The sequence below is a fragment of the Methylocystis sp. genome (assembly GCF_051061285.1).
Lineage (GTDB): Bacteria > Pseudomonadota > Alphaproteobacteria > Rhizobiales > Beijerinckiaceae > Methylocystis.
The window spans coordinates 63,188-80,536 of the sequence record NZ_JBPFEA010000048.1; the positions used below are offsets into that span (position 1 = coordinate 63,188).

At 64.7% G+C, this 17,349-nt stretch carries 15 protein-coding genes; 10 read left to right on the forward strand and 5 right to left on the reverse strand.

Annotation, left to right across the window (positions count from 1 at the left end):
- Window positions 1-37: 37 nt before the first annotated feature.
- A complete protein-coding gene (locus tag ACR65T_RS16840; RefSeq protein WP_434497569.1) occupies window positions 38-385 on the reverse strand; it encodes a hypothetical protein in 348 nt (115 codons plus the stop codon).
- 99 nt (window positions 386-484) lie between these two features.
- Here ACR65T_RS16840 and ACR65T_RS16845 point away from each other — a divergent pair, with 99 nt between their 5' ends.
- Complete coding sequence (locus ACR65T_RS16845; protein ID WP_123174329.1) at window positions 485-745, forward strand: hypothetical protein; 261 nt, start codon at window positions 485-487, stop codon at window positions 743-745.
- Window positions 746-748: 3 nt separating this feature from the next.
- Here ACR65T_RS16845 and nusG read toward each other — a convergent pair whose 3' ends face one another.
- The 3 genes from nusG to ACR65T_RS16860 form a co-directional block, all read right to left on the reverse strand.
- Window positions 749-1,279: a transcription termination/antitermination protein NusG gene (gene nusG, locus ACR65T_RS16850; RefSeq protein WP_018406586.1), complete on the reverse strand. Its 531-nt coding sequence runs from the start codon at window positions 1,277-1,279 to the stop codon at window positions 749-751.
- A 24-nt stretch (window positions 1,280-1,303) separates the two neighbouring features.
- Window positions 1,304-1,495, reverse strand: a complete 192-nt coding sequence (gene secE / locus ACR65T_RS16855) for a preprotein translocase subunit SecE (protein WP_014891463.1) — start codon at window positions 1,493-1,495, stop codon at window positions 1,304-1,306.
- A 186-nt stretch (window positions 1,496-1,681) separates the two neighbouring features.
- On the reverse strand, window positions 1,682-2,881 hold the full coding sequence (locus tag ACR65T_RS16860; RefSeq protein ID WP_434497570.1) for a DUF2235 domain-containing protein: 1,200 nt from the start codon (window positions 2,879-2,881) through the stop codon (window positions 1,682-1,684).
- 171 nt (window positions 2,882-3,052) lie between these two features.
- Here ACR65T_RS16860 and ACR65T_RS16865 point away from each other — a divergent pair, with 171 nt between their 5' ends.
- The 3 genes from ACR65T_RS16865 to ACR65T_RS16875 all read left to right on the forward strand — a co-directional run bounded on the left by ACR65T_RS16865 (window position 3,053) and on the right by ACR65T_RS16875 (window position 4,695).
- On the forward strand, window positions 3,053-3,394 hold the full coding sequence (locus tag ACR65T_RS16865) for a hypothetical protein (protein WP_434497571.1): 342 nt from the start codon (window positions 3,053-3,055) through the stop codon (window positions 3,392-3,394).
- A gap of 162 nt (window positions 3,395-3,556) precedes the next feature.
- Window positions 3,557-3,859, forward strand: a complete 303-nt coding sequence (locus ACR65T_RS16870) for a cupredoxin domain-containing protein (protein ID WP_434497572.1) — start codon at window positions 3,557-3,559, stop codon at window positions 3,857-3,859.
- Window positions 3,860-3,861: 2 nt separating this feature from the next.
- Window positions 3,862-4,695, forward strand: a complete 834-nt coding sequence (locus tag ACR65T_RS16875; protein ID WP_434497573.1) for an FTR1 family iron permease — start codon at window positions 3,862-3,864, stop codon at window positions 4,693-4,695.
- A 40-nt stretch (window positions 4,696-4,735) separates the two neighbouring features.
- On the opposite strand, the gene ACR65T_RS16880 is transcribed toward ACR65T_RS16875, so the two are convergent.
- Window positions 4,736-6,982 carry a transglycosylase domain-containing protein gene (locus ACR65T_RS16880; RefSeq protein ID WP_434497574.1) on the reverse strand — a complete coding sequence of 749 codons (2,247 nt, stop codon included), beginning with the start codon at window positions 6,980-6,982 and terminating at the stop codon, window positions 4,736-4,738.
- A gap of 221 nt (window positions 6,983-7,203) precedes the next feature.
- Here ACR65T_RS16880 and dnaN point away from each other — a divergent pair, with 221 nt between their 5' ends.
- From dnaN to glgA, 6 genes are all read left to right on the forward strand, one after another.
- The gene (gene dnaN, locus ACR65T_RS16885) at window positions 7,204-8,322 is read left to right on the forward strand and encodes a DNA polymerase III subunit beta (protein ID WP_434490992.1); all 1,119 of its coding nucleotides are present in this window, start codon (window positions 7,204-7,206) and stop codon (window positions 8,320-8,322) included.
- Window positions 8,323-8,381: 59 nt separating this feature from the next.
- Window positions 8,382-9,233, forward strand: a complete 852-nt coding sequence (locus ACR65T_RS16890; RefSeq protein WP_434497575.1) for an OmpA family protein — start codon at window positions 8,382-8,384, stop codon at window positions 9,231-9,233.
- A 101-nt stretch (window positions 9,234-9,334) separates the two neighbouring features.
- On the forward strand, window positions 9,335-11,830 hold the full coding sequence (locus tag ACR65T_RS16895; RefSeq protein WP_434497576.1) for a glycogen/starch/alpha-glucan phosphorylase: 2,496 nt from the start codon (window positions 9,335-9,337) through the stop codon (window positions 11,828-11,830).
- A 228-nt stretch (window positions 11,831-12,058) separates the two neighbouring features.
- Window positions 12,059-14,266: a 1,4-alpha-glucan branching protein GlgB gene (glgB, locus tag ACR65T_RS16900; protein WP_434497715.1), complete on the forward strand. Its 2,208-nt coding sequence runs from the start codon at window positions 12,059-12,061 to the stop codon at window positions 14,264-14,266.
- A 228-nt stretch (window positions 14,267-14,494) separates the two neighbouring features.
- Window positions 14,495-15,757, forward strand: coding sequence for a glucose-1-phosphate adenylyltransferase (glgC, locus tag ACR65T_RS16905; RefSeq protein ID WP_434497577.1), 1,263 nt, complete (start codon window positions 14,495-14,497; stop codon window positions 15,755-15,757).
- On the forward strand, window positions 15,754-17,211 hold the full coding sequence (gene glgA, locus ACR65T_RS16910) for a glycogen synthase GlgA (RefSeq protein WP_434497578.1): 1,458 nt from the start codon (window positions 15,754-15,756) through the stop codon (window positions 17,209-17,211). The genes glgC and glgA overlap by 4 nt, the downstream gene beginning before the upstream one ends.
- Window positions 17,212-17,349 lie beyond the last annotated feature (138 nt).

Sequence of the window (17,349 nt, forward strand, 5' to 3'; positions counted from 1 at the left end):
TGGCGCCGGGCGATTGCGTCGCCCTCCGTTGTGAGCCTCAATGCCCCTCGGGCGTGAGGCCGACGTGCTCTTCGAGCCTGCGCAGGCGCTCCACGAATTCGGTCAGCAGAACGCCGTGGCCGATTTGCGAGGAATGATATTCCATCACCGAGCGGCGCAAACCGGAAATCTGGTCGCTCAAGCGCTTCTCTTGCTCCTTGATCTGCTTTTCCAGATTCATCATGTCCGAGGCCACGTCGGCGCGCAGCGAATGAATCTCGGAGCGAAGCTCCGAGCGGACGTCAGCGACGTCGCTCTTCGTCGCCATCTCTTCGCGAAGGCCGTCCACCTTGCCGTCAATCTTGCGCAGCAGCGCCAGCGTGAAATTTTCGGGCTCGTCGCTCATCGCGGCTTCCATCGACTGCGGAAATGCGCCGACCCAACATAGCGCCGCATTGCGCCTTTGTCTCCGGCTTCCCACCTCCATCGAGGAAAGGAAGCCTGCATGTCAGATTACGCAAAGCGCCTCGCCTTCATGGCCGCCGGACTCGCGGCGATGATCTTCTCCAATTTATACATGGGAGAGACGCTGCTCGGCTGGGCTGGCCTGCTCGCTGGAATCGGGTTCTATTATTACGGATGGCGCGGCGTTTGCCCGGCGTGCCGAGCGCAGCGTTGCGCCGTGGCGCCCCCTGAGCGGAAAGATGCGCCCGCGGACGGCGGCGCCAAGGGAGAAAGCGGGCCGGATAGATCGCCCGCGCGTTAGGCCTTACACCTTCTCGACCTGGGCGAATTCCAGCTCGACCGGCGTCGGCCGGCCGAAGATCGATACGGCGACCTTGAGGCGCGAACGCGCCTCGTCGATCTCCTCGACGAGGCCGTTGAAAGAGGCGAAAGGCCCGTCGGCGACGCGCACCGTCTCGCCCACCTCGAACATGATCGTCGGCTTTGGCCGCTCGACGCCATCGGCGACCTGGCCCTTGATGCGCAGGGCCTCTTCCTCGCTGATCGGCATCGGCTTGTTGTCGGCGCCGAGAAAGCCCGTGACCTTCGGCGTATTCTTGATCAGCGAGAACACCTGATCGGTGAGTTCGCATTTCACCAGCACATAGCCGGGGAAGAATTTGCGCTCGGCGGAGACCTTGCGTCCGCGTCGCACTTCCATGACCTGTTCGGTCGGGACCAGAATCTCTTCGAATTGGTCGGCGAGTCCGCGCTGCGCCGCGCCCTCGCGGATCGCCTCAGCGACCTTCTTTTCGAAGTTCGAATAGGCGTGAACGATATACCAGCGCATGCTCATAGCGGCGCGACTAGCTCCAATTGTCTATTGACCGACGCCCAGCATCAGCCCGACGCCGAAACGCAGCGCCGAATCGACGACGACAAAAAACAGGCTTGCGAATAGCACCATCAGGATGACGAGGCCGGTCGTGATGAGCGTCTCGCGCCGCGAAGGCCAGGTGACCTTGCCCGCTTCGGCGCGGACTTCCTGTAGGAATTGAAACGGATTGACCATTCGGCTACCGGGCTGTGCGGGGGCGTGCGATCCGCCCCTCTGACTCGCGTCGCAAATGACTCGCGCCGCAAAACGATCGCGGCGCGGGACCTGCCGGCCGCGCGCCACGAATTCCAGCGCTTATAGCCTCTCGCCGCCACGCCGCCAAGCGGAAAAACGCTCGGGCGGGACGATCGAGCCGAAGGGTCACGCGCTGACTCGGGCGAGCGACGCCAGCTCCGGCGGCAGCAGGTCCTGCTCTTCCGGCGTGATCGCGGCGATCTTCCCCGCGAGATCGGGGCCAAGCCGCGCCATTGCCTCCTTCAGATTCGGAGGGTCGTAACGGGCGTTCGCCGCGCCATAGATATTGCAGCTGCGGCCGAGCTTGGCCAGCACGCTCCAATGGACCTTTTCGTTGACCTGCTCCTCCGCGGGGTCCCCGCCGGCGCTGACAAAACTATTCGTCGGCGCCCCGGCAGGAAACATCTCTCGCGCGCGCGGAAAATTCCTGTCGATGGGAAATTTCTCGGCCGAGTCTGGAATGTCGCCGTCGATATTGGGCTTCAGCGCGCGCCTGATCGCGGCCGCGTCGAAGGAGAGCCCCGTCAGCGCCTGCGTGCGCGCGATCATCCAGATCAGCGCAATGTCGGAAAGCCCCGATTCCGGATAGCCGCCGCCGACGTTGCAATGGACGCCCGGAAACCAGTTCTGCTCGATGTTCGCGGGATGCGGCGCCCCCTTCTTCACCGTCCAGAAGGTCGGCGTAAACGGACGGCGCCGCTCGTCGACGCCGATTGCGTGCAGCGCGTGATCGACATGCGCCCCGAGCTGCGTGTCCTCGAACCCGCCGAACACCATCAGCGTGACGTAGCGGCCGAGCGGGGCCAGTCCGCTGAACCCCGCGGGCACCCCATAGGAGCCGACGGTGTCGAACACGCCGAGCAGCTTGATGCGGTTGTTCGCCTGAATGTCGGGACCGCTCGGCGGCGCGCCCGACTGGGAGGCCTTTTTCGCGCTCTTGTTGGCGCGCGCGATGCCGAAGATGCTTTTGTCTCTGGTCTTTCGGATGCCACAGTCGCCGATCAGGCCGGCCAAAGCGCGGGCGGCGTAGGCGCCGCGCGAAAATCCATAGATGTACAGCTCCTGATCGTCCTGATAATTGTCGACGACCCAATTGTAGGCGTCCTGCACGATGGTCCGCAGGCCGAGGCCGGCGGCGCCGCCGACGATCTTGTATCCTTCGGCGCCGACGCCCGAGAAGTAGCGGACATTCTGTTCGACGCCGTCCGCGCCTTTCGCAGGGATGAGCTTTTCGGCGACTTTCTCGTCCCAGGACTTCTTGCAGATGTTGGTGAAATCGCGCGGCGTATTCCATGTGCCGTCGAGCAAGACAATGTTGCGAATCATTTTCCCTCCAACAACTTGGGAAGCTTAAGCAACTGCGGACAAAAGAGCGTCAGGGCGCTTTGCGATGCTGACGCGGTTTGGCGGCGTCGGCAAGCGAAGAGGAAATATTTGCCCAAGACGGGCGCACGCCGTTATGAGAAGCCAAACTTCAGCCAAGCATCGGAGAAACGGATGCGCGCAGGTTTGCTCTTCTTGGCCGCATGCGCCGCGGCTGGCCTCGCCGGCTGCAACGCCGCGCGCCAACCGCAGATCGTCCCTCCCGGACCAGCGGGCCCGCCGCCGGCGCGGATGAGCGAAGCGCCTCCGCCGGACGCCCCGGGCTGCGCCGGCGCCGTCGCGCGCTATCGCTCCGTCATCGACAATGACCTCGCGATGGGACACGTCAATCGGAGCGTCCACGCCCAGATCTCGAATGAGATCGGCGAGGCGGCGTCAGCCTGCTCCAGCGGCGCCGACAGCCGCGCGCTGTCGCTGCTGCGCGCCTCGAAATCTCGGCACGGCTATCCAGGGTAAGGCGCGCGACCCTGCGACATCAGCTTGGAAGCGCTCCAGACTAGATTGATTGACCTCATGTTTCGGCCTTCTTACTTTCGATGTGGACGCGGCGGGACCGTCGGCGCCCAGCAAACTCGGGAGATGCGGTTTTTGAAGCGCGACCATTTTGTGGGGGTCCTCGTGGCCTCGGTCTTAGGCATTTCCGCCGCCACTGCGGCAGAGAACGCCTTCACGCTCACGATCAAGGATCACCGCTTCGAACCGGCCGAGCTTCGCGTTCCAGCCAATCAGCCGGCGACGCTGACCGTGAAGAACCTCGACGCCACGCCCGAAGAGTTCGAAAGCAAGAGCCTGCGGATCGAGAAGGTGATTCCCGGCAATAGCGAAGCGACCTTCCCGCTTCGGCCGCTAAAGGCCGGCCGCTACAAATTCGTCGGCGAGTTCCACGAGGACGCCGCCAAGGGCGAGGTCATCGCGGAATAGCCATGCTCGGCGCGCTCATCATCGTCTTTCGCGAGGCCATCGAGGCCGGCCTCATCGTTGGCATCGTTCTCGCCGTGACGCGCGGCGTCGCCGGGTCGCGCGGCTTCGTCGCCGCCGGCGTCGGAATCGGCGCGCTGGGCGCAATTGTCGTCGCCGCTTTCGCCGATCGACTCTCGCAAGCCTTCGCCGGCAGCGGTCAGGAGCTCTTTAACGCCGCCATCCTCGCGGTCGCGGTCGTCATGCTCGTCTGGCACAATATCTGGATGGCGCAGCACGGGCGCGAGCTGGCCCAGAACCTATCCGACGTCGGGCGGGCGGTGGCGCGCGGCGACGAGACGCTCTTCGCGCTGACCGCCGTCGTCGGCCTCGCCGTGCTGCGCGAAGGCGCCGAGGTGGCGCTGTTTCTTTACGGCATTCTCGCCTCGGGCGAATCCGGCTGGGACATCTTCGCCGGGGGACTCGCCGGACTGGCGCTCGGCGCCGTGACCAGCGTCGCGACATTCTATGGGCTCGTCGCCATCCCGCCGCGACGCCTGTTCGCCGTAACGACATGGCTCATCACGCTGCTCGCCGCCGGCCTTGCGGCGCAATGCGTGGCTTTTCTACAGCAGGCGGGCTTTGTGACGGCGCTCTCCGACACCGCCTGGGATACGTCATGGGTTTTGTCGGATAAGAGCATCGTCGGCCGGGTGCTGCATACGCTGATCGGCTACGCCGACCAGCCTTCCGGCATGCAGGTCGCGGTGTATCTCGCGACGCTCGCGGCAATCGTCGCGGCCACCAAGTTTTTCGCCGCGCGGCCGCCTTCGGCCTCGGTGCGCGCTCCGGCGGAGTAGCCTTTGGCCGGTCGCGCGCGCGAGGCGATCGACCGCTGCCTCAGCCGCCGCCGAAGAGATCCTCGAAAATGCTTCGTTCCGGCGCGCTGCGCCTTTGCCGCGGCCGTTCGATCGAGCCGACCGTCGGGATGTCTTCCGGCGGCAGAAGATCGTCGATCGCGCGCGGCGGCGACCTGGGCGGAGCGTCGCGCGGCGCGGGCCACGCCTGCGCGACAGGCGGTTGCTCGGGCGAGTCGGCGGGGATTGGCGCGGGCGGGCGCGGCGCCGGCGCCGTTCTCGCGGATTGCGGCCGGGGCGCCGGCCTCGACTCCCCGGTGAACAAGCCGATGAGGTCATCCATCGGCTTGGCGATCTCCTCGGGGAGCGCAATGTTCTCCGACCGCCAGGCGCCCGAAGGCAGTCCGGCGACGGGCTGGCCCTTCAAAGCGACGCTCATGAAGCGGCTCCAGATTTCGACCGGCAGATTGCCCCCGGAAGCTTTTTTTGTCGGCGAGTTGTCATCATTGCCGAGCCAGACGCCGACGACCAGCCGGCCGGTGTAGCCGACGAACCAGGCGTCGCGGAAATCCTGGCTCGTGCCGGTTTTGCCCGCGGCGTCCCATCCCGGAAGCTCGGCCTTGCGAGCGGTGCCGGTGAGCAGCGTCTCCCGCATCATGTCGTTCATCATCGCCACATATTGCGGCGCGATGACGCGGCCGAGCGACGCGTTCTTGCGCTGATAGAGCGTCTTGCCGGCGGCGGTCTTCACCTTGAGAATGACATGCGGCTGGACGCCGATCCCGCCATTGGCGAAGGGCGTATAGGCGGCGACGAGTTCGAGCGGCGTCACCTCCGACGTGCCGAGCGCGATCGAGGCGTTCGCCTGCAGGTCGGACTGGACGCCGAGGCGATGCGCGGTCTTCGCCACGGCCTTGGGGCCGACTTCCAGGCCGACGCGCACGGCGACGGTGTTGAGCGACAGCGACAGCGCCTTGGCGAGGGTGACGGGTCCGAGATACTGGCGGCTGTAGTTTTCGGGGCGCCAGCCTTTGACGTCGAGCGGACCATCCTCGCGCACGGACTCAGGGGTAAGTCCCTGTTCGAGCCCCGTCAGATAGACAAAGGGTTTGAAGGCGGAGCCGGGCTGGCGTTTCGCCGAGACCGCGCGATTGAACTGGCTGGCCGAATAGTCGCGTCCGCCGACGAGCGCGCGAATCGCGCCGGTGGGATCGAGGGCGACGATCGCGCCCTGAGCGACGCCGAATTTGGCGCCTTTCTCGTCGAGCTCCTGCTTGAGCGCGCCTTCCGCCGCCATCTCCATGCGCGCGTCGATCGTCGTCGTGACGACGATATCCCGGTCGATGGCCCCGATCGTGTCGTCGAGCATGTCCATGACATAATCGGCGGCGTAATTGATCGACCCGCCGCCGATGTCCTGGCGGGCGCGCGCCGGATGCGAAAGCGCCGCCTTCGCCATCGCCTCGGTGATGTGGCCCTCCTGCGCCATGGCGGCGATCACCTGCGCCGCGCGCTCGGCCGCTCCCTCCGGATTGCGGTCTGGGGCGAGCTTGCTCGGCGCCTTCATCAGCCCGGCGAGGACGGCGGCTTCAGACAAAGTGATGGTTTTCGCGCCATGGCCGAAGTAGCGCTCGGCCGCGGCCTCGACGCCATAGGCTCCGGAGCCGAAATAGACGCGGTTGAGATAGAGTTCGAGGATTTGGTCCTTGGAATATTTGTGCTCGAGCCAGAGCGCGAGGATCGCCTCCTGGATCTTGCGCGAGATGGTTCGCTCCTGGGTCAGGAACAGGTTTTTGGCGAGCTGCTGCGTCAGGGTCGAGCCGCCCTGCATGCCGCCGCGCCCCGTGACGTTGCGGACGATGGCGCGGCCGATGCCGATCGGATCGACGCCCCAGTGCGAATAGAAGCGGCGATCCTCGATGGCGATGAAGGCCTTCGGGACATAGGGCGGGAGGTCGGCGAGCCGGACCGCCGCGCCGCCCGTGTCGCCGCGGTTGGCCAGAAGCTCGCCGTTCATGTCGAGGATGGCGATATTGGGCGGGCGCTTGGGCACCGCGAGCTGATCGATCGGCGGCAGGCGCGAACCGTAATAGACGGCGAGGCCGCCCCCGGCGATCGCCCCCCAGAGCGCCAGCGTGAAGCTCCAATAGATGAGCGCGCCAAAGAGCGAGCGCGAGCGCCGCGTTTTTTTGCGCGCGCGCGGGCGGGGCGGCGGACGGCGCTCGGCGCGCAATTCGCCGTCTTCGTCGTCGTCGAACCGCGGTTCGCGACGCTTGTCGCTGCGCGCCATCGGATACTCGCCTGTCGCCGCCGCACGGCCTGAAATGCCTGATGAAGCGTAACGAAGGCCGTTTAAGGGCCGGTTAAGGGCGAGTTCGCCCCGGAGCAGAATCTATTGGACAAGCAAGTCCTAAGCGTCGCCCGCCCTTGCGCTTCGCGTCCTGCCGCGCCAAAGTCTTCGCCCCGGCGCGGCGGCCTGCCGCGCCGCAATGATATGCGGATTTTCCGGCGATGAAGGTCACCATCGAGAGAGCGGCGCTGTTGCGGGCGCTCGGCCATGTTCACCGCGTGGTGGAGCGGCGCACGACCATTCCGATCCTGGCGAATGTGCTGCTGTCCGCCAAGGACGGCGCGCTGACGCTCAAGGCCACCGATCTCGATCTGGAAATTACCGAGAAGACCCCGGCGGAGGTCTCGCAACCGGGCGCGACGACGCTGCCGGCGCATACGCTCTATGACATCGTGCGTAAACTGCCGGAGGGCGCGCAGGTCTCTTTGGAAGCCACCGGCGACGCCGGACAGCTGACGCTGCGCTCCGGGCGTTCGCGGTTCAACCTCTCGAGTCTTCCGGAGAGCGACTTTCCCGACGTCACCTCCGGCGACTTCAGCCATAAATTCGCGCTCGCGCCGGCGGATCTCAAGCGGCTGATCGAAAAGACCCAGTTCGCGATTTCGTCCGAAGAGACGCGCTACTATCTCAACGGCATCTATCTCCACACGCTTGACGTCGAGGGGCGGCCGATGCTCCGGGCCGTCGCGACCGACGGCCATCGTCTGGCGCGGCTGGAGCTCCCGGCGCCTGAAGGCAGCGCCGGCATGCCGGGCGTCATCCTGCCGCGCAAGGCCGTCACCGAAGTGCAACGTCTCATCGAGGACGCGCAGGGCGAGGTTTCAGTCGAGCTTTCGATCAATAAGATGCGCTTCACTTTTGGCGACGCGCTGCTGACGACGAAGCTGATCGACGGCACGTTCCCCGATTACGGGCGCGTCATTCCCGCCGGCAACGACAAGCGGCTCACCGTCGAGCGCGACGTCTTCGCCAAGGCCGTCGATCGCGTTTCGACGATCTCCTCCGAGCGCGGACGCGCCGTCAAGCTCTCTCTCTCCGAGAGCAAGCTGGTGCTGTCCGTCACCAATCCGGACCAGGGCTCGGCGGTGGAGGAGCTCGAAGCCGACTATGACGGGCCGCCGCTCGATATCGGCTTCAACGCCCGCTACCTCTTGGACATCACCCAGCAGCTCGACAGCGACACGGCGCTCTTCAAGCTCGCCGACCCCGGCTCGCCGACGCTGGTGCAGGACCGCGACGGGGCCACCGCGCTTTATGTCTTGATGCCGATGCGCGTTTAAGTCTCGGAACGACGCCTTTAAGGCTTGGAGAGACGCCTTCAGCCCGTTAGGCTCGGCGGGTGCTTGTTGAATTTTCTCGCCTCTGGCCATGGCTTCTCGCCTGTTTCGCCATCGGCGTCGCCGCCGGGGCTTTGACTCGGCGCGCGCCCGAAAACGGCATCGTCGCCCGCTGGCTGGTATGGACCGCGCTCGCTTTCGGCGTCGGCGTGCTTGTCGTTCGTCTCGGCGCGCTCGACGCCGCTGCGCCTTTGGTCGAGGGCGCGCTCGCGGCCTATGCCGTCTTGATTATCGGCGCCGCGCTAGGGGCGCTGGCGCGGCATCGGTCGATCTGGGCGCACGAGGGCTGGGCCGTAGGGCTGGTCGCCGCCTCGCTCCTCTGGGTCGGAGCGGTCGTGATCGGCCAGTCCGACGGCGAAGTGGGTCGCCGCTTTGCCGCGCCGACAAAGAGCGCGAACGCCGACATGCCGCCAGAACCTTCGCCGCCTGCCGATGAAACACCGACCGCCGGCGCGACCATATCGCCCGTGCACGCGCAAGGGCCAAGCGCGCCAGCCGCAGCTGTATCCGGCGGCTTGACGCTCGCCGATTGCAAAGCGGCGCTTGAACAATCGTCGACTCCGGGCGAACTCGCCTTTGCCAAAGGCAGCGCGCGGCTGACGTCTTCGTCGGCGCGCGCGCTCGCCAAGGCGGCGCCGGTCATTCGCCGGTGCCCGGAATACGCGACGATCGAGGTTCGGGGGCATGTTCGCGGTTCCGCCGCCAAAACGGCCAATGACGCGCTGGCGCAGCGGCGCGCGGAGGCGGCGATGGGCTATCTCGAGGGTCAGGGCGTTGGCGGGCGGCGCCTCGTCGCATCCCACGGCGAACCGGATCAGGCGGAAAACCGCGCCCTCACCTTTGAGGTTCGATAATCGCGCCTAGGCGCCTCAACTTCAGGCGCCGGCGCGGCCCGGTAGCGCCAAATTCCAATTCTACCTACAACAGCCGCTTCTGAGACATGTCCTTCTGAGACATGTCTTGGACCGGAAATCCGGTCCATCGCGAAAGGATCGCCTTGAACGCTTTCGACCCGCCCGAGGCCGCTCACAAGGCCGTCGTCGCCGCGCTGCGCGACGACGTGCAGCGGCGCCTCACCTATACGGTCGGCAAGGACAACGCCGACGCCAGTCCGCGCGACTGGTTCGTCGCGACCGCGCTTGCGACCCGCGACCGGCTCGTACCTTCTTGGCTCGCGTCGACGAAGCGCAATTATCGGGAAGACCGGCGTCGCGTTTATTATCTCTCGCTCGAATTTCTCATTGGCCGTCTGCTCATCGACACGCTGACCAATCTCGGCCTGACCGAGGTGATGCGCGACGCGCTCGCCGAACTTGGCGTCGACCTCGACATGCTGCGCGCGCTGGAGCCGGATGCGGCGCTCGGCAATGGCGGGCTCGGGCGCCTCGCCGCCTGTTTCATGGACAGCATGGCGACTCTCGAAATCGCCGCCATGGGATACGGCATTCGCTACGACCACGGCCTGTTTCGGCAGACGCTCAAGGACGGCTGGCAGCACGAATATCCCGAAGACTGGCTCTCCTTCGGCAATTCCTGGCAATTTCCGCGGCCGGAAATCACCTATGACGTCGGCTTTTTCGGCCATGTCGAAAGCTCGCGCCTCGCCGACGGCATGCTGGCGCATGTGTGGCGGCCGGGCGAAACCATCGTCGCCGTCGCCTATGACACGCCTGTCGTCGGGTGGCGCGGCAAGCACGTCAATACGCTGCGCCTGTGGTCGGCGCGAGCGCTCGACGCGCTGCGCCTTGACGCTTTCAATCAGGGCGATCATGTGGGGGCGCAATCAGAGCAGGCGCGCGCCGAAGCGATCTCCAAAGTTCTTTATCCAAGCGACGCGACGCCCGCGGGACAGGAGCTGCGGCTGCGGCAGGAATATTTCTTCGCCTCGGCCTCCTTACAGGATCTGATCCGCCGTCACATGCGACAGACCGGCGACATCCACAGGCTCGCCGACAAGGTGGCGATCCAGCTCAACGACACGCATCCGGCGATCGGCGTCGCCGAGCTGATGCGGCTTCTCGTCGACGTCCACGGCGTCGAGTGGAAGGAGGCCTGGCGCATCACCCAGGCGACCTTCTCCTACACCAATCACACGCTCTTGCCGGAAGCGCTCGAAACCTGGCCGGTGCAGCTGATGGAGCGGCTGCTGCCGCGCCATATGCAGATCATCTATCTCATCAACGCCATGCACCTCGACCTATTGCGCGAGAAGGGCGCGAGCGACGCGGCGACGCTCGCCTCAGTATCGCTCATCGACGAACGTAACGGACGGCATGTCCGCATGGGCCATCTGGCGTTTCTGGGTTCGCACAAGGTGAATGGCGTCTCGGCGTTGCATAGCGCGCTGGTCAAGGAGACGGTGTTTAAGGATTTCCATCGGCTCTATCCCGATCGCATCGTCAACAAGACGAATGGCGTCACCTTCCGCCGCTGGCTGCTCGAGGCCAATCCGCCGCTGTCGCGATTGCTCGCCGACACGATCGGCGCAGGCGTCTTCGATCAGCCGGAGCGACTGATCGAACTCGAAAAATATGCCGATGACGTCGAGTTCCAGAACCGGTTCGCGGCGGCCAAGCGCGAGAACAAATCGCGCCTTTCGGCGACAATCTTCGAGCGCGTCGGCGTCAGAGTCGATCCTGCCGCGCTGTTCGACGCGCAGATCAAGCGCATCCATGAATATAAGCGCCAGCTGTTGAACGTGCTTGAAGCCGTTGCGCTCTACCAGGACATCATCGCGCAACCGGCGCGCGAATTTGCGCCGCGGGTGAAGATTTTCGCCGGCAAGGCGGCGGCGAGCTATCACCAGGCCAAGCTCATCATCAAGCTCGCCAACGACGTCGCGAAGATCGTGAACGCCGATCCGGCGACGCGCGGTCTTTTGAAGATCGTGTTCCTGCCGAACTACAATGTGAGCCTCGCCGAGACGATCATTCCGGCGGCCGATCTCTCCGAGCAGATTTCGACCGCCGGCATGGAGGCGTCCGGCACCGGCAATATGAAATTCGCGCTCAACGGCGCGCTCACCATCGGCACGCTGGACGGCGCCAATGTCGAAATAAGGGAGCGCGTCGGCGACGATAATATTTTCATCTTCGGCCTTGCGGCGCAGGAGGTGGAGGAATGCCGCGCGAAGGGCATCGACGCGCGCGAGACGATCGCCGCCAGTCCGCGTCTCGCCGAGGCGCTGCGGGCCATCGCCGCCGGCGTCTTTTCGCCCGACGATCCCCACCGCTATGCGCAGCTTGTCGATACGCTGACCTATTACGATCACTTTCTCGTCGCGAAGGATTTCGACTCCTACTGGGAGGCGCAGCGCCGCGTCGATGCGCGCTGGCGGGACCAGAAGGCGTGGCGGCGCTCGAGCATCCTCAACACGGCGCGGGTTGCATGGTTTTCTTCCGACCGCACGATCCGCGAATATGCGCAAGAGATCTGGAATGTCGCTGTGTGAGGCAGGCCCTCGACGATGAGGCGTGCATTTTCACTGTCGCGGCGCCTTCAGCGATGCTAACTTCCACAGAGCAAGTTAGTTCGCGCATTCCCTCTCCCGTAAGACGGGAGAGGGTGGCCCGGCGAAGCCGGGTCGGGTGAGGGCGCTTGCAAATTTCCCTCATCCGTCATGCTTCGCATGACACCTTCTCCCGCAAGCGGGAGGAGGGGGCTCGTTTGAATGAACGAAATGACTGAAGCCAACTGGCGCGCTTCCGCAGACGACATCGCCGCCATCATCGGCGCGCGCCATGGCGACCCGTTCGCGGTGCTCGGCCTGCATGAAACGCCCGCGGGCTATGTGATTCGCGCGTTCGTTCCAGGCGCGACGAGCGTGGAGGCGATCGCCCCCGACGGCGGCGTGATCGCGCCGCTGGGTCGCGTTCACGCCGACGGCTTTTTCGAAGGGGTGACGCCGCTGAAGGCGCGCGCGCCCTATCGCCTTGTCGCCTCTCACGACGCGGCGCGATGGGAATTCGCCGACCCTTACGCATTTTCGCCGGTGCTTGGTCCGACAGACGACCATCTGCTCGTCGAGGGCGCGCATCAGAAGCTCTATGACAAGCTTGGCGCGCATGTGCTGACGCATGAGGGCGTGGAAGGAACGCATTTCGCCGTCTGGGCGCCGAACGCCAGACGCGTCTCCGTCGTCGGCGACTTCAACCAATGGGACGGGCGACGCGCGCAGATGCGCAAGCGGATCGACAGCGGCGTCTGGGAGATCTTTATTCCCGGCGTCGGCGCCGGCGCCAATTACAAATATGAAATCATCGGACGGCATGGCGAGCTCTTGCCGCTCAAAGCCGACCCACTCGGCTTCGAGGCGGAGCTTCGGCCTTCGACCGCGTCCGTGGTCGCGTCAAACGCGCCCTATCACTGGGGCGACGAGAGTCACATGCGCGCGCGCGCCAATTTTGACCCACGACGTTCGCCCATGTCGGTCTATGAGGTTCATCTGCCGTCGTGGCGGCGCGGCGAGGATGGGCGCTTTCTCACCTATGACGAACTCGCCGATCAGCTCGTGCCCTATGTCGCCGATCTCGGCTTCACCCATATCGAGCTGATGCCGATCAACGAGCATCCGCTCGACGCCTCCTGGGGGTATCAGCCGATCGGGCTTTTCGCGCCGACGCGCCGGCACGGCGACTCATATGGCTTTCGCCGCTTCGTCGACCGCGCCCATCAGGCGGGCCTCAGCGTCATTCTCGACTGGGTGCCGGCGCATTTTCCGACCGACGAACATGGCCTCGCGCAATTCGACGGCGGGCCGCTCTATGAGCATGCCGATCCCAAGCGCGGTTTTCATCCCGATTGGAACACCGCGATCTATGATTATGGGCGTCGCGAGGTGGCGAATTTTCTCATCGCCAGCGCGCTCTATTGGCTCGATCGCTTCCACATCGACGGGCTGCGCGTCGACGCCGTCGCCTCCATGCTCTATCTCGATTATTCGCGAAAGGCGGGCGAATGGTCGCCCAATCCCGACGGCTCCAACGACAATCGCGACGCGGTCGCCTTTCTTCAAAGGTTCAATGAACGCGTCTACGCGCTTTATCCCGGCGTCGTGACGATCGCCGAAGAATCCACCGCCTGGGGCGGCGTGACGCGGCCGACATATGCCGGCGGCCTCGGCTTCGGCTTCAAATGGAACATGGGGTGGATGAACGATACGCTGCGCTATCTCTCATCCGAGCCCGTCCATCGCAAATGGCGTCATAACGAGCTGACCTTCGGCCTGCTCTACGCCTTCACCGAGAACTTCGTGCTGCCGATCTCTCATGACGAGGTCGTGCACGGCAAGGGCGCGATCGTCGGCAAAATTCCCGGCGACGAATGGCGCCGCTTCGCGACCGCGCGCGCCTATTACGGATTCATGTTGGGCCATCCCGGCAAGAAGCTTCTGTTCATGGGCCAGGAGTTTGGTCAGACGGGCGAATGGAGTTTCGCGAGCAGCCTTGACTGGTGGTTACTCGATTTTCCGCCGCATCGCGGACTTCAGGCGTTCATTCGCGATCTCAACCGCATCTATCGCGATCACGAAGCGCTCTATGCGCGCGACTGCGAGGCCGAAGGCTTTCAGTGGATCGTCGCGGACGACGCGGAGAGTTCGGTATTCGCCTTCGTGCGTTTCGGCGCGGATCGTTCCCGCGCGATCGTCGTCATATCGAATTTCACGCCGGTGACGCGCAGCGCCTATAAGCTCGGCTTGCCGCGCGCGGGACGCTGGCGTGAACTCGTCAATTCCGACGCTGCGGTCTATGGCGGCTCTGGACTTGGCAATCTCGGCGCCATTCATGCGCGCGTCGAAGCGTTCCGCGACTTTCCCGCGAGCGCCGAAATTCTTTTGCCGCCGCTGTCGACTCTCTTCTTCGCATTCGAAAGCGATGAACTAAAATGAAGATCGAATCGAGTGAGACGATGCAGATGTCCGCTTCAAGAGACTGGGGCAGGGGTTTCCTCATCCTGAGGAGGCCCGAAAGGGCCGTCTCGAAGGACGAGGCAACCCCGAGAAGCGACAAGCTTCGCCCTCGCGCTTCGAGACGCCTGCTTCGCAGGCTGCTCAGCATGAGGGCGAAGTTACGCCGTTCACCCGATGATAGGCTCGTCGGCTTGATGGGAAGTGGCGATGTCCGCCTTTGAAAATCCGCCCCTCGCGCGCCACGCCATGGCCTATGTGCTCGCCGGCGGCCGCGGCGCGCGGCTGATGGAATTGACCGACAGGCGCGCGAAGCCCGCGGTTTATTTCGGCGGCAAGTCACGCATCATCGACTTCGCGCTCTCCAATGCGCTCAATTCCGGCATCAGGCGCATTTGCGTCGCGACGCAGTACAAAGCGCACAGCCTCATCCGCCATTTGCAGCGCGGCTGGAGCTTCTTTCGCACCGAGCGTAACGAGAGCTTCGACATTCTGCCGGCGAGCCAGCGCGTTTCCGAAGACCACTGGTATCTCGGCACGGCGGACGCCGTCTATCAGAACCTCGACATTGTCGAGAGCTATGAACCTAAATATATCGTGCTGCTCGCGGGCGATCACGTCTACAAGATGGACTATGAGCCCATGCTGCAGCAGCATGTGGACTCCGGCGCCGATGTGACGATCGGCTGTCTCGAGGCGCGGCGCGCCGAGGCGTCGGGCTTCGGCGTCATGCATGTCGACGAAAACGACCGGATCCTGTCGTTCATCGAAAAGCCCAGCGATCCGCCGGCGATGCCGGGACATCCCGACCGCGCCCTCGTCAGCATGGGCATCTATGTGTTTGAGGCGAAGTTCCTTTACGAGCAACTGCGCCGCGACGCCGGCGACGCGCGCTCGACGCATGATTTCGGCAAGGATTTGATCCCCTACATCGTCTCGCAGGGCAAGGCGGTCGCGCATCATTTCGAGCGTTCCTGCGTGCGCGCGGCGAGCGAGCCGAACGCCTATTGGCGCGACGTCGGCACGGTGGACGCCTATTGGGCGGCGAACATCGATCTTACTGACTTCACGCCGCAGCTCGATCTTTACGATCGCAACTGGCCGATCTGGACATATGCCGAAATCACGCCGCCGGCGAAGTTCGTGCACGATCAGGTCGGACGGCGCGGACAGGCGCTGTCCTCGCTCGTCTCGGGCGGCTGTATCGTTTCCGGCTCGACGCTGCGCCGAACGCTGCTCTTTACCGGCGTGCGCGTGAATTCCTACGCGACCGTCGAAAACGCCGTCGTCCTGCCCTATGTCGACGTCGGCCGCTCGGCGCGGCTCACCAATGTCGTCGTTGACCGCGGCGTGCAGATTCCGCAGGGACTTATCGTCGGGGAGGACCCGGAGTTCGACGCCGCGCGTTTTCGCCGCACCGAGGGCGGGATCTGTCTCATCACGCAGCCGATGATCGACAGGCTCTGCGCATGAGCGTGTTGCGCGCGCTCGCCATCGCTTCAGAAATGGCGCCCTTCGTCAAGACCGGCGGACTCGCCGATGTCGTCGGCGCGCTGCCGCATGCGCTCGCCGCCGAAAACATCGAGCTGCGCACGCTCATTCCGGGCTATCCCGACGTAATCGCCACGCTGGGCGCGGGCGAAACGGTTCTCGAGTTCGATGATCTCTTCGGCGGCCCGGCCTGGATTCATGCCTCCCACCATCACGGCGTCACGATTTATGCGCTCATCGCGCCGCATCTTTATGCGCGCGAAGGGGGGCTCTACACGGGGCCGGACGGCGCCGATTATCCCGACAACGCCTTCCGCTTCGCGGCGCTCGCCTGGGCTGGCGCGCAGATCGGGCTCGGCGCGCTCGATGAATTTGCGCCCGATGTCGTGCATGCGCATGACTGGCAGGCGGCGCTCGCGCCGGCCTATATGCATTATGCGGACCGGCCCCGGCCGGCGACGATCGTCAGCATCCACAACATCGCCTTCCAGGGACAATTCTCCAAGGAACTGCTGGAGCCGTTGCGACTGCCGCCGCGCGCGTTCGATATCGACGGCGTCGAATATTACGGCGCGATCGGTTTCCTGAAGGCTGGCCTGCAGTTCGCGGACCGCATCACCACGGTGTCGCCAAGCTATGCGCGCGAGATCGAGACGCCGGAATTCGGCATGGGCCTCGAGGGCCTGTTGCGCGCACGCGCGGATCGCGTGAGCGGCATATTGAACGGCGTCGATGAAGAGACCTGGGATCCGGCGACCGATGCGCATCTCGGAACGCGCTACGATCATTGGAGCCTGCCGTCGCGCGCCCGGAACAAGGCGGCTTTGCAGAAACGTCTGCGACTGCGCGTCGACCCCGACGCCTTTCTTATCGGCGTCGTCAGCCGGCTGTCCTGGCAAAAGGGTCTTGATCTGCTGCTCGATGTTCTGCCGCAGCTGATGCGCGGCCGCGCGCAACTCGCTCTGCTCGGCGCTGGCGACAAGACGCTTGAAGAAGGGTTTGTCGCTGCGGAGGCGGCGCATGTGGGCCGTGTGGGCGTTCATATCGGCTATAGCGAAGAGCTTGCGCATATGATCCAGGCGGGCGCCGACGCCTTTCTCGTTCCGTCGCGCTTCGAGCCATGCGGACTGACGCAGCTCTATGCGCTGCGCTACGGCGCCGTGCCGATCGTTTCGCGCGTCGGCGGGCTGAAAGATACGATCGTCGACGCCAATGAGATGGCGCTGCAGGCCGACGTCGCGACCGGCCTGCAATTTTCGCCGACGACCGCCGAGGCGCTCGCCATCGCGCTGCGCGAAGCCGAAAATCTGTTCGAGGACGCCGAGACGTGGCGCAAGATTCAGGTCAACGGCATGAAAACGGACGTCTCCTGGCGCAATCCGGCGCGCCGCTACGCGATGCTCTTTCGGGACGCGGTCGCCGCGAAGATTGGGTGACGCCTCACAAATTCCCCGTCATGGCCGGCCTTGTGCCGGCCATCCACGCCTTCATCGGGCGCAATGATGCAAGTTTGCGAAATGCCTCGAATGATATCGCCCGATCGAACCGCGTGGATGCCCGCGACAAGCGCGGGC

Bases quoted from the DNA above. Each gene is read 5' to 3' on its own strand.
- ACR65T_RS16840 (WP_434497569.1), bottom strand. From the start codon at position 385: ATGAGCGACGAGCCCGAAAATTTCACGCTGGCGCTGCTGCGCAAGATT.
- ACR65T_RS16845 (WP_123174329.1), top strand. From the start codon at position 485: ATGTCAGATTACGCAAAGCGCCTCGCCTTCATGGCCGCCGGACTCGCG.
- nusG (WP_018406586.1), bottom strand. From the start codon at position 1,279: ATGAGCATGCGCTGGTATATCGTTCACGCCTATTCGAACTTCGAAAAG.
- secE (WP_014891463.1), bottom strand. From the start codon at position 1,495: ATGGTCAATCCGTTTCAATTCCTACAGGAAGTCCGCGCCGAAGCGGGC.
- ACR65T_RS16860 (WP_434497570.1), bottom strand. From the start codon at position 2,881: ATGATTCGCAACATTGTCTTGCTCGACGGCACATGGAATACGCCGCGC.
- ACR65T_RS16865 (WP_434497571.1), top strand. From the start codon at position 3,053: ATGCGCGCAGGTTTGCTCTTCTTGGCCGCATGCGCCGCGGCTGGCCTC.
- ACR65T_RS16875 (WP_434497573.1), top strand. From the start codon at position 3,862: ATGCTCGGCGCGCTCATCATCGTCTTTCGCGAGGCCATCGAGGCCGGC.
- ACR65T_RS16880 (WP_434497574.1), bottom strand. From the start codon at position 6,982: ATGGCGCGCAGCGACAAGCGTCGCGAACCGCGGTTCGACGACGACGAA.
- dnaN (WP_434490992.1), top strand. From the start codon at position 7,204: ATGAAGGTCACCATCGAGAGAGCGGCGCTGTTGCGGGCGCTCGGCCAT.
- ACR65T_RS16895 (WP_434497576.1), top strand. From the start codon at position 9,335: ATGTCTTGGACCGGAAATCCGGTCCATCGCGAAAGGATCGCCTTGAAC.
- glgB (WP_434497715.1), top strand. From the start codon at position 12,059: ATGACTGAAGCCAACTGGCGCGCTTCCGCAGACGACATCGCCGCCATC.
- glgC (WP_434497577.1), top strand. From the start codon at position 14,495: ATGTCCGCCTTTGAAAATCCGCCCCTCGCGCGCCACGCCATGGCCTAT.
- glgA (WP_434497578.1), top strand. From the start codon at position 15,754: ATGAGCGTGTTGCGCGCGCTCGCCATCGCTTCAGAAATGGCGCCCTTC.